This is a genomic window from Treponema sp. OMZ 840 (genome assembly GCF_050937815.1).
Classification (GTDB): Bacteria; Spirochaetota; Spirochaetia; order Treponematales; family Treponemataceae; genus Treponema_C.
In genome coordinates this window covers 40,930-52,677 of sequence record NZ_JACDIJ010000013.1, presented here as the reverse complement: position 1 = coordinate 52,677, position 11,748 = coordinate 40,930, and the positions used below count along the sequence as shown (strand labels likewise).

Sequence of the window (11,748 nt, the reverse complement as noted above, 5' to 3'; positions counted from 1 at the left end):
TTTGATATGACAAAAAAACAGACTTTTTCCGGAAAAAATGCACATTTTTAATTAACCGCACCGGGAAACCGCAAGAAGCGCAGAAACCGCAGGAGGAATTTGAGGGGCCTTCTCTACTGCTTTGCGAACTTTGCGCAAAGTGCGGTTTTCCCCAAAATACCTCTTATCCGCTGAACATCGGTATATGCCGTTAATTTAAAACTCCTATTTGATTTTTTCGGCCGTATCGCATATAATAAGTAAAATTCATATTTATTACGGAAGGTAGTTGTTATGGTTATTTTAACGCTGAACTGCGGAAGTTCGTCCGCAAAATATCAAGTGTACGATTGGGACGCCAAGGACGTCCTCGCGTCGGGGGTTGTGGAGCGGGTTACGCAGGAGGGGTCGGGGATTACCCATAATGCCAAGGGAAAGGACGAGTTTGTCAAATTAAAGCCCTGCCCCACTCACAAAGAAGCGATTGAATTGATTATCGAAACCGTTACCGATAAGACTGTCGGCGTTATTTCGGATATGCAGGTTATTAAGGCGGTCGGCCACCGCGTGCTGCACGGCGGCGATAAGTTTACAAAGTCGGTGCTGGTTACGCCGGAAGTGCTTGAAACCTTCCGCTCGGTTCAGGATTTGGGCCCTCTGCACAATCCGGCAAATATTATGGGTATTGAAGCGGCGCAAAAGGTGCTGCCGGATGTTCCCCACTGTGCGGTTATGGATACGGCCTGGCACCAGACAATGCCGCCGTCTTCTTTTATGTATGCGATTCCGCACGAATGGTACGAAAAATATGCGGCCAGACGCTACGGGTTCCACGGAACTTCGTTTTTATACACGGCAAAGCGCGCAAGTGTGCTTTTAGGAAAAAAGCCTGCCGACACGAATGTGATTATCGCCCATATCGGAAACGGCGCTTCAATGTGCGCGGTTAAGGGCGGCAAGTGTTTCGATACCTCGATGGGTATTACGCCGCTTGAAGGCTTGGTTATGGGTACGCGCTGCGGCGATATGGACTGCGCCCTTCCCTTTTACATTATGCGCAAAACGGGTATGACGGCCGCCGAAATGGATACGGCTTTAAACAAAAAAAGCGGTTTGCTCGGTATTACGGGAAAATACGTTGATCGGCGCGACGTTACAAAGGCGGCCCAAGAGGGCGATGAACGGGCACAGCTTGCCCTCGATATGGAATGTTACCGGCTTCGCAAATACTTCGGTGCATATTTGGCCGCGGTCGGACCGGTGGATGCGATTATCTTTACGGCGGGCGTCGGCGAGTTTGCCCCCCTTATCCGTGCAAAATCGGTTGAAGGCCTTGAGTTCCTCGGCATTAAGATGGACAGCGCGAAAAATGAGCTTGCACGCACGCGCAATGCGGAAACCTGCATAAGCGCCGACGATTCAAAGGTGAAGATTTTCGTTATTCCGACTGATGAAGAATTGGTTATGACCGAGGACGCCTACGCTCTTATGAAGGGAACCTACGATGTGCACACGAACTTTACCTACAGCTTCCAAAGCAAAGATTATGTAAACAAGGCGCGCGCCGAGGGTTTAAAAAAGGATTTGGAAAAAAATCCGGCTTTGGCAAAGATTATCGCCGAGCCTAAATAAGCGGTACGGTCTAAAAAGTTGGGTACTTTTTAGACCGCGTATTGTTCCACGACTAACTTACAAATTTAAAATATAAAGGGGCGGCGCGGCTAAAAAGCCTAAAACAGCATGCCCCTTTTTACATCGGAAGCGGTTTTAGAGTCGGTAAGCAGGGCGGCCAATTCAAAGCCGAGGGCTGCTGCCGTACCGGGTCCGCGCGATGTGAGCACCTTACCGTCGAGGACGGTTTCGCGCACAAGATATGTTCCGGGTTTTGCCTGAGGGGCCGTTTTGGTTACGTCTTCGGTTCCCGGATAGCCGGTAAAACTTTTTCCGTCAAGCAAGCCCAACGGGGCAAAGACAACGGCGGGGGCGGCGCATATTGCGGCAAGGATTCCTCCGTTTTGTTTTACCGCATGCAAAACGGATACGGTATCGGCGCTTTTTACCAAATTGGTGCTGCCCGGCATGCCGCCCGGACAAAAAACCGCATCGGGTATGTTTCCGTTTTCAATTTCGGCAATCAGTTCGGCGCTTGTCGTATCGGCTTCAATTTTAATTCCGTGAGAACCTTTTACGCACGGCGCCGTAGTGCCGCTTCCCGTGCATTCTACTGCAACAAGACGGACTTGAACGCCTGCACGGCGCAATATATCGGCAGGTACAACCGCTTCGGTTTCTTCAAAGCCTTCGGCCAATAACACAACGCATGTTTTCATAGTTCCTCCTTGCAAACAAAAGAGTTTTTTGAGAAATTAAACAAATTTTTATTCATAACCCGTAACAAAGTATTGTAATAATAGCCGTTTTAAGATAAAATGTATACATATGAAACAAGTTTTGCTTATAGACACACCGCCTCTGTTTCGTGAGTTTCTAAAAGAAAAACTCACTTCGGAAAAAATAAGCGTCGAAACGCTTGGCGGAAGGCGCGATGCGTTTGCAAAAACCGTTTCAATGCTGCCGGATCTCATTATTATCGACATTTCCGATACTTTCGACGATTTAACCGAATTTTGTGAAAAAAAGCGATCCGACCCGAATGCATATTCAATACCCATAATACTCACCGGGCCGATACCGCCCAGAGAAATACTTACAAAGCTTCCCGCGTATCAAGTAATAAAATATTTTAACAAACCGATTAAGTTCGATATCTTTTTCGATTTTATCGGGCAAACGCTGCGTATTCCCCTTTCCATAGATACGACCCCGTCTATTATGGAAATTCACTTAAATAAAAATATTATCTTTATCGAATTGGCTCAGGGGTTAAACAGAGAAAAGCTGTCGCTTCTAAAATACCGGCTCGACGAAATGATAGAAGCGAATAAACTTATTTCTCCCAAAATAGTATTAATGATAAGCAATTTAAAATTGTCGTTTGTAGATGCCGTCAACTTGGAATTGCTTTTAAGTAATGTTACCTTCGATCCGCGCATTCAGCGGAAAAACATTAAAATATTATCTACGGATAAATTTATCGGCGAATTTGTAGAAGGCCACGAAGAGTTTAGAGGAATTGAAGTTGCCGGAGAGCTGTCGCAGGTATTGCGCACACTGGTAAATGCAAACCCCGCCGATAATATTACCGATATAATAAGCGAAGATATTCTCAGATCGACGGGCGATACAAAAGAAGGAACCGTCGAAATGCGTTTTTTTTCGGAAAGCGGCGTTTTTAATTCCGGTAACGGTGTTGAAAAAAATCAAAAATTACAAATAGCGATAGTTGACGACGATCCGATTACCCGCAAAATACTTGAGTCGGCCTTTGCTTCTTTAAACAGCACTATCGAAACCTTCGATTCGGGTGCGCGCTTTCTTGTTGCGGCAAACCAAAAAGTATATGATTTAGTTATCTTGGATATCTTTATGCCCGGAATTTCCGGTTTTGATATTCTTGTAAAATTGCAAACAAAGCAATACCCCAGTCCCATTATCGTATATTCTTCGGCAGCACAAAAAACGTCGGTTATTCAAGCTTTAAGCTTGGGGGCAAAAGCATATCTTGTTAAACCCCTAAAACCGGAAGCTATTATTCAAAAAGCTTTGGAAGTTTTGAATGCCAGGATATAGGCTATGAAAAACCAAAGAATAGACAATGCGGCCGACAGCCAATTTCTTGCAAACACTATACACGAAATTCGCACCCCCATTCAAACCATTATAGGAACGGTGGAGCTTTTACAGCAAACGAATTTGGATTCCGAGCAAACCGAATATGCGCGGCAAATACAGTTCGGTGCGGATATTCTTTTATCATTGGCAAACAATATTTTGGATTTTGCAAAAATTCAATCGGGTAAATTTACCGTAGAAAAAATACCGATGAACGTTATCGATATTACCGAACAAGCGGTCGATTTGATTTGCATAGAAGCTCACAACCGCGGTTTGGAAATCGTTACCGATATCGATTATAATATTCCCGCTTTAATAAAGGGGGATCCGATCCGTATTCAGCAAGTTTTATTGAATTTTATAAAAAATGCGGTAAAATTCACATCACGCGGCTATATCCGTATCAGACTTTCGAGAATTCAAAACGGCCGTTCTTTACTTTTTGAAGTTGAAGATTCGGGCATCGGTATTCCGGAAGAAAAGCAAAAAAACCTGTTTAAGGATTTTTATCAAGTCGATACGTCAACTACCCGTAAATACGGCGGTACCGGTTTAGGACTTTCCATATCCAAGGGTTTGGTCGATGCAATGTCCGGCCAACTCGGTATGAAATCAAATCCCGTCGGCGGTTCGATTTTTTGGTTTGCTATTCCGTTGGAGCAAGTAACTCAAGAGGCCGGCAATTCAGCCGAAAACGGACAACCGCCGGTTTTACCTGCGCCGGCTTTACCGGAAATTCCGAAAAACGTTTCTATTTTGCTGGTAGACGACAATAAGCTTGCTCAAAGAAGCTTGTGTGCAAAACTCCAGCTTTTTGATATAGAACATATAGATACGGCTTCTTCGGGCGAACAAGCCCTCAAACAAATGAGAAATGCCGCCGCTGCGGGGACTCCGTACTCTTTGGTTTTTATCGATATGCTTATGCCGAGAATGGACGGCTGGCACCTTGCTACGGAGATAAACAGCGACACCAGTATAAATGCGACAAAACTTTATTTAATGATTCCCGAAGGCCAAATGGGCGGCGAAGCAAAAATGAAATTACTCGATTGGTTTAACGGGTATTTATATAAACCGATAAAATTCGCCATGCTCACTGAAATGTTGGTCAATCATTTTAATACTCCCCTCGACTTGGAAGTTATAGAACCGTCCGTTCCGAAAGATGAGTTTTCGGCGGCCGGACTTACCGTTTTGGCCGTAGAAGATCACCCGGTAAACCAAAAATTGATAAAAACGTTTATTAAGCAATTCGGAGCCGAAGTATTGACGGCGAACAACGGACAGGAAGCTATAGATTGCATAAAAGAAAGTCCGTCCATAGATTTGATTTTTATGGATATATTAATGCCGATAAAAACGGGATTACAGGCAACGATAGAAATACGCGCGGGCGGTTATACGGGTATTATTATCGCTTGTACGGCAAATACCGATACATCGGATTTTAATTTGTATTTGTCGAACGGAATGGATGATATTTTAACAAAACCGTTTAAACGTAAAAACATTGAGGACATTTTAAAAAAATGGGAACACCGCTTACGCGCACATCACAAACAGGTTTTGCCCCCGCCTCCAAAACCGCCGCAGGTAAAAACTTTTTCACAAGCCGGCATCGATACCGACTTTTGGGATATCGGCGTTTTAATGAATGCGTCGAAACAAAGTCCGAAAAAAGCCCGAGAACTTATAGACCGCTTTATGTTTCAAAGCAGGCATCTTATACGCAAAGCCCGCGAATGTTGTGAAAAAAAGGAATTTTTGCGTTTAAGCCGTATAGGTTCGACGCTAAAAACAAGCTCGGCATTAATCGGGTTTTATTTTTTGCACAATGCGGGCAAACAATTCGAAGAATGTGCCGTAAAGGCGGATACGGAAGAACTGTATAAAATCTTGGCTTCTATAGAAACCGGTTTTGCCGATTTTAAAACGGCGGCTGTTCAATTGCAATCTTACCGGTAAAACACGGAGAACATCAGCATGTATATTACCACAAATTATCATACGCATTCTACTTTTTGCGACGGAAAAAACACACCCGAAGAAATTGTCCGCGAAGCCGAAGCACAAGGTATCGCCGTTTTAGGTTTTTCATCTCACACCATGTACCCGTTTACAACACGCTGGCACTTGAACCCCGGCAAATACGAAGAATATTTTTCGACAATAGAAAAATTAAAAAAAGAATACCGTGATTCGATGGAAATTTTATGTGGTATAGAAGCCGAGTATTTCAGCGGGGTTACGGTTCCCGACAAAGCCTTGTATGCGGCCTTTAAGCCAGACTATATTATCGGTTCTGTCCATTATATTTTTCCCGAAAAATCCGGCGCTTTGCCCGCTTTTTTTGCCGTTGACGGAGGCGACAGAGAACTGCGCGAGGGAATACAAAAGCATTTTAAGGGCAATGCAAAAAAGGCCGTGCAAACTTATTTTGCGTTTGAGCGGGATATGATACGAAACTGCAACTTTGATATTATAGGGCATCCGGACTTAGTACGCAAAAAAAACGGCGCCTTACGTTTTTTTGACGAAACGGAAAGCTGGTATCGCCGCGAATTAAAAGAAACGGCGAAGGTAATTGCACAAAGCGGCAAGGTTGCCGAAATAAATACGGGCGGAATGAGCCGTGCCGGCATGACAAGCCCGTATCCGTCGGCGGACTTTTTACGTTTGCTCCGCACGTACGATGTGCCGCTTATGCTGAATTCCGACAGTCATGAAGTGAAAACGCTAACGGACTATTTCGAAACGGGCTTACAGGCTGCCCGGCAAGCAGGATACGAAGAATTATGGTATTTAAGCGGCGGCGTGTGGCGGCGGCAAAGCATACCGGCGCCCACATGCTGGGGGGGGGGGGGGGGGGGGGGGGGGGGGGGGGGGGGGGGGGTAGAGTATAATGAACTGACCCCACATTTTAGGACAGTTTAAGCCGATTTTTTGACCGGCGGTTGCCAGCCCAGATTTTTTTGAATACGTTCATTATTGTAGTATGTTATAAAATTGTCAATCAGAGCTCTCACTTCTTTTTCTGTCGGCGTTCTGACTTTGATCAGTTCGTTATATCCGCTTTCGACTTTGAGAGTTCCGAAAAAATGTTCCATACAAGCATTATCCCAACAGTTTGCCCTGCGGCTCATGCTTTGAGTGATTCTTTTTTCTATAAGGCGATTTTTATATGCATTCGAAGTGTATAGTACCCCTTGATCGGAATGAAGAAGCGCTCCATGTGCAAGTTCGGGAAGTTTATCCAACATATCCATAACCAATTGTTCATCATTATGAGTCGACATATGGTAGGCAATAATTTGCCTTCGGTACAAATCGAGTACAGGACTTACATACAGCCAACCTTTTGTAGTACGCAAATATGATATATCCGTACATAGTTTTTTAAGCGGTTCTGCCGAACAGAATTGACGATTCAGAATATTCTCGGGCAGATGCTGCTTGTTTTGCCTGTGTTGTTCGTAATAATGCTTAGGGAACTTCCTTCTCCTGTTCTTCGCAAGAAGGCCGTATGCACGGCAAATGCGTTCTATACGCTTGTGATTCACAACAACAGCGAATCTCTGTCTGAGAATATTCGCTTTTGCCTTATTTCCTCGCCGTAGTAGGATTTTCTTGGGTAGTGTCTTAAGCAAAGTTACGATTTCTGTGTCCTTCTGTACCTGCATGTCGTTATTCCGGTTGTAATAGAATGTTGACTTTGAAATCCCTGCAACTTCACACAGTTTCCGTATCTTCGTTTGCGGTGCTATTGTCAGACTGTCCTTCAGCGTTTTCAAAACGAGTTTTTTTTTACCTTGTTTTGCAAGTTCTGCTTCGATATTCTTTGCATATGTTTCCCAAAAAAGAGCAGCTGTTTTGTAATATTCAAGGTCCTGCTCTTCGTTGTTGATGTGTTTTTTGCGAGCCATGGAAATTACCTCTTGCAGATGTGGATTCAGACACCAGTCTCGCACGGTGTCTCGAGAAACTCCGTATGCTCTGGCAAGCTTCTTGTACCCGTATATTCCCTGTTTGTATTTTCCTACAACATGTAGTTTGAAGTCAATACTATACTTCACTGTTTTCCCCATTACTACACCTCCTGTAAGTGTCCTAATTTATGGGGTCAGTTCAGAAAGTTTTCATATTCATCATGAGCCTTAATTTTGTCCGCACTGTATGCAAAACTGAAAAACCAATATGTTGCATGCGCACCGCGTGCAAAAAAAGGAGCAGCTTATGAAACAAAACAAAGCACTTGTATTTTTGAATGTATTGTGGATGCTTTCCATCCTCCTCTTTTTTACCGGATGTCCGCAATCAACCGGCAGCGGAGGCTCGCCAAACAGTCCTGTCAGCGATAGGGCGGGAATAATTGTTTTAAAAGACGGTACCTTTGTCGAACCGGCTGACTATACGGCATTTGATGCGGAAAATCCGCCCCTGGCGATTTTAATCGGCACAAAGGATAAAAACGGAAAAGCAATCGCTATCGCCCTGCATTCGGGTACCTCTAAATACTGGGCAAAGACGGGTACAACCGGTTATACTACCAAATTCGACAGCATAGTGTGTACGCCGAGTGCAACGGGACCCGGGACGGCCGCAACAGCAACCTTTACCGGAGATACTGACGGAAGCGATAACTGGAGCGAAATCTGCAACACGGAGCCGGCAGGAACGGCAAATGCGGCAGAAAACTACCCCGCCTTCCATTGGGTAAATACCTATAACACAAGCTACGCTGCCGTCTTGGCAGGGGCAACTCCCGCCTGGTATATGCCCAGCCTTGCAGAACTGTGCGACGTGTATAAAAATAAAGATGCAATAAACGCAAGCCTTGCAAAAATAAAGGGGCTTAACAGCGCCGCCGCCGACAGCAGTCTGAAAAACTGGTATTGGGCATCGTCGCAGAATGATTTCCACGAAACCCTTGTGTGGTCAGTCGCTTTCAGCAATGCCGCGGTGGAAACAGCCGGTAAGGCAAACCCTCTTTCGGTGTGTTGCTTGGCGGCCTTTTAATGACACACAATCGGACGTCCTGTCCGATTGTGTGTTTTAAGTTTGCCATGGGGCAAACTTGCTTACATACAGCTTTCCCGTACGTCCTGTACGGGCGCAAGTGAGCGGCTCATATAGCGCCGCTCACTTGCACGACGAGTTTTGCTTCGCAAAACATCGCAGCGCGGTATCGGTCAGCGAAGCTTCCAGACAGTCTTTTTGAGCGTGTATCCGAACGCATCGACAACCGGAACAATCAAACGTAACTTCGATTTTGAATTAAAAAATCGTTCAGTAAGATATATCTTCTCTCAGTTTTTGATGACAAATCCTTAAAACTATTCTATAATGGTGATTCGGACGGCTATTATGATAAGCCGCATTAATGGAGGATGTATGAAAAAAAGCGAACATTTTGTGTTGGGTGCGGATTTCGGTTCGGATTCGGTACGTGTTGTTGTCTTGGATGCCTTTGACGGAAGTGTTGCCGGTTCAAAGGTAAGCTGGTATCCGCGCTGGAAAAAAGGTTTGTTTTGTAACGCAAAAGAAAACCGTTTCCGCCAACACCCGCTTGATTATATAGAAAGCTTCACCGAAGCGGTAAAAGGCGCCGTTGCACAAGCCGCCGAAAAAAGCGGTATTGCCGGTATTTCATCCCGTATATGTTCAATCTGTATCGATACAACCGGTTCGACGCCCGCCTTTACGGATAAAGACGGTATGCCCCTTGCCCTGTCAAAGGAATTCGCCGATGACCCGGACGCGATGTTTGTTTTATGGAAGGATCATACCGCCGTTGCCGAAGCCGATGAAATAAACCGTTTGTGCAAAACATGGGGCGGTCAGGATTATACCCTCTATTCGGGCGGTACATATTCGTCCGAATGGTTTTGGTCGAAACTGCTTCATATTGTCCGCAAAAATCCGAAAGTAAAAAAAGCCGCCGTTTGTGCAGTCGAGCATTGCGATTGGATGACAGCCCTGCTGTGCGGTACTGCCGCACCCGATAAAATAAAACGCAGCCGCTGTGCAGCCGGACACAAATGTATGTGGCATAAAAGCTGGGGCGGTTATCCTTCAACGGCTTTTTTAGCAAAACTCGATTCCAAACTTGCGGACATTCAACCGCTTTTGGGAAGCGAAACGTTTACAACCGAAAAAAAACAAGGATTGCTTACAAAAGAATGGAGCGATACGCTCGGCTTAAAAGAAGGAATCACGGTGTGCGTCGGCGGTTATGATGCCCATGTCGGTACGGTCGGCGGCGGTGTTGCCGACGGCGTTATGGTAAAAAGCATGGGAACGTCAACCTGTGATATTATCGTCGCCCCGCTTCCCTCTTCCGACCGCCAAGAAACATGTATTGCCGGAATCTGCGGCCAAGTTGACGGTTCCGTCATAGAGGGTAAAATAGGCTATGAGGCAGGTCAATCGTCCTACGGCGATTATTACAATTGGTTCCGTACGCTGCTGCTATGGCCTTTTAAAAACGGTGCAGGAAAAGCGGTACTCGGCAGGGATCCGACCGAAGAAGAAATCGACGCATATGAAAAACATATATTGGCAGATTTGGAAAAAGCATGTGAAAATATTCCCGTAACGGAAACGCTGCCGGTTGCATTGGATTGGATAAACGGCAGAAGAACGCCGCACGCAAACCAAAATCTTACCGCATGGATGAGCGGTATATCTTTGGGAACCGATGCCCCCGCTTTTATGCGTATGCTTTTGGAAGCGACCGCCTTCGGTTCGCGTTCCATTCTCGAATGTTTTGAAAAAAACGGAATTGCAATTAATAAGATTATTGCAGTCGGCGGGGTTGCCCGAAAAAGCCGTGCGGGTATGCAGATTTTAGCGGATGTAACAAACCGTGAAATTCAAGTAACCGAAAGCGATTTATCGCCGTCGATAGGAGCTGCCGTATTTGCCGCAACAGCTGCGGGTTTATACAAAACAGTTGAAGAAGCCCAAAAAAAACTCGCCCCCGGCGTTGACCGGACATATAAACCGGATCCGAAAAAGCATGCCGTTTATGAAAAACTCTATAAGCAATATCTTGAACTGGGTGCAGCGGCGGAAAACGGTTTAAAAAATCGCGGCAAAAGCGAAAAATAAACATAGTTCTCCACGAATAAAAACGGAATTTACAGGCCGGAAGCGGTAAAAAAATCGCGGGCGATTACGATATCTTTTTTTACCTGCTGTTTTACCGCTTCAAGGCCGTCCAATTTCAGTACGTCGCGAATAAAGCTGCATATTTCAAGTTTAATTTTTTGCCCGTAAATCTGTTCGGAAAAATCGAACAAAAAAGTTTCAATCGTTACGGTGTTTTCATTATCAACCGACGGACGCCGGCCGATATTGGTAACTCCCCTATGAACTTTGCCGCCGATATGCATGAGAGTTGCGTAAACTCCCTCAGGCGGGCGCCTTTTGCAAGCCGGAATACTTAAATTAATTGTAGGCATCCCGACTTTTTTACCGCGGCCTTTACCGTGTATAACGGTTCCCGTCATACTGTAGGCGCGGCCGCATAAACGCGAAACGGCAGGAAAATCACGTCGAGAAAACGCATCGTCAAGAGCAATCGAAGAAATTATCGTGTCGCCGTCGAAAATCGGTTGACAAGTCATAATAGGAACCGTCCGTTTATTTTTGTGTACGTTATACGGCACAGAGCAGGAGCCGGTACCTTCGGCAATAAAAGAAGTATCAAGTCTGTGTATAAAAAAACGCATATCGATTTCCGATACGCCCACTGCGGGATGGGAAATAAGCACATCAAGATTGTTTTCTTTTAATATACATTCTTTTTCTTCTTCGGTTGTATATACGGCAGTTTCACCGACATTGATAAAATCGACTAAAACCGACGTTAATCCGCGCTCACAAGCTTCTTTTACAAGTGTTTGAACCAAAGACAGGTGCCCGCGATGCAAACCGTCAAAAGAACCGAATGCAGCGCAGGTTTTTTCCATTTTTTCAATCGTATATAAATGTTTCATAGCATCGGTTTTAGTTCATTGCATATCACAA

General features: G+C 45.2%; 9 protein-coding genes. 6 read left to right on the top strand and 3 right to left on the bottom strand.

Annotated features, from left to right (window positions below; all coding sequences use genetic code 11):
- Positions 1-273: 273 nt before the first annotated feature.
- Positions 274-1,611 (top strand): acetate kinase, encoded by a 1,338-nt coding sequence (locus H0R92_RS12400; protein WP_432965373.1) that lies wholly within the window; start codon positions 274-276, stop codon positions 1,609-1,611.
- 98 nt (positions 1,612-1,709) lie between these two features.
- Here the strand turns inward: H0R92_RS12400 and H0R92_RS12395 are convergent, their stop codons facing one another.
- Entirely contained in the window at positions 1,710-2,309 is a 600-nt protein-coding gene (locus H0R92_RS12395) for a DJ-1 family glyoxalase III (RefSeq protein WP_432965370.1), read from the bottom strand.
- A gap of 109 nt (positions 2,310-2,418) precedes the next feature.
- On the opposite strand from H0R92_RS12395, the gene H0R92_RS12390 reads away from it, so the two are divergent.
- The 3 genes from H0R92_RS12390 to H0R92_RS12380 are packed head-to-tail and all read left to right on the top strand — an operon-like array spanning position 2,419 to position 6,651.
- On the top strand, positions 2,419-3,669 hold the full coding sequence (locus tag H0R92_RS12390) for a response regulator (protein WP_432965367.1): 1,251 nt from the start codon (positions 2,419-2,421) through the stop codon (positions 3,667-3,669).
- A gap of 3 nt (positions 3,670-3,672) precedes the next feature.
- Positions 3,673-5,682 (top strand): response regulator, encoded by a 2,010-nt coding sequence (locus H0R92_RS12385; RefSeq protein ID WP_432965364.1) that lies wholly within the window; start codon positions 3,673-3,675, stop codon positions 5,680-5,682.
- A gap of 18 nt (positions 5,683-5,700) precedes the next feature.
- The gene (locus H0R92_RS12380) at positions 5,701-6,651 is read left to right on the top strand and encodes a histidinol-phosphatase (RefSeq protein WP_432965361.1); all 951 of its coding nucleotides are present in this window, start codon (positions 5,701-5,703) and stop codon (positions 6,649-6,651) included.
- On the opposite strand, the gene H0R92_RS12375 is transcribed toward H0R92_RS12380, so the two are convergent.
- The gene (locus tag H0R92_RS12375; RefSeq protein WP_432965358.1) at positions 6,648-7,802 is read right to left on the bottom strand and encodes an IS3 family transposase; all 1,155 of its coding nucleotides are present in this window, start codon (positions 7,800-7,802) and stop codon (positions 6,648-6,650) included. The two genes, H0R92_RS12380 and H0R92_RS12375, sit on opposite strands and share 4 nt — an antisense overlap.
- A gap of 148 nt (positions 7,803-7,950) precedes the next feature.
- Here H0R92_RS12375 and H0R92_RS12370 point away from each other — a divergent pair, with 148 nt between their 5' ends.
- Both H0R92_RS12370 and H0R92_RS12365 read left to right on the top strand, forming a co-directional pair.
- Complete coding sequence (locus H0R92_RS12370) at positions 7,951-8,733, top strand: hypothetical protein (RefSeq protein WP_432965355.1); 783 nt, start codon at positions 7,951-7,953, stop codon at positions 8,731-8,733.
- 375 nt (positions 8,734-9,108) lie between these two features.
- Positions 9,109-10,827 carry a ribulokinase gene (locus tag H0R92_RS12365; RefSeq protein WP_432965352.1) on the top strand — a complete coding sequence of 573 codons (1,719 nt, stop codon included), beginning with the start codon at positions 9,109-9,111 and terminating at the stop codon, positions 10,825-10,827.
- A gap of 29 nt (positions 10,828-10,856) precedes the next feature.
- Here H0R92_RS12365 and H0R92_RS12360 read toward each other — a convergent pair whose 3' ends face one another.
- Positions 10,857-11,717: a riboflavin kinase gene (locus H0R92_RS12360; RefSeq protein WP_432965349.1), complete on the bottom strand. Its 861-nt coding sequence runs from the start codon at positions 11,715-11,717 to the stop codon at positions 10,857-10,859.
- Positions 11,718-11,748: the final 31 nt, after the last annotated feature.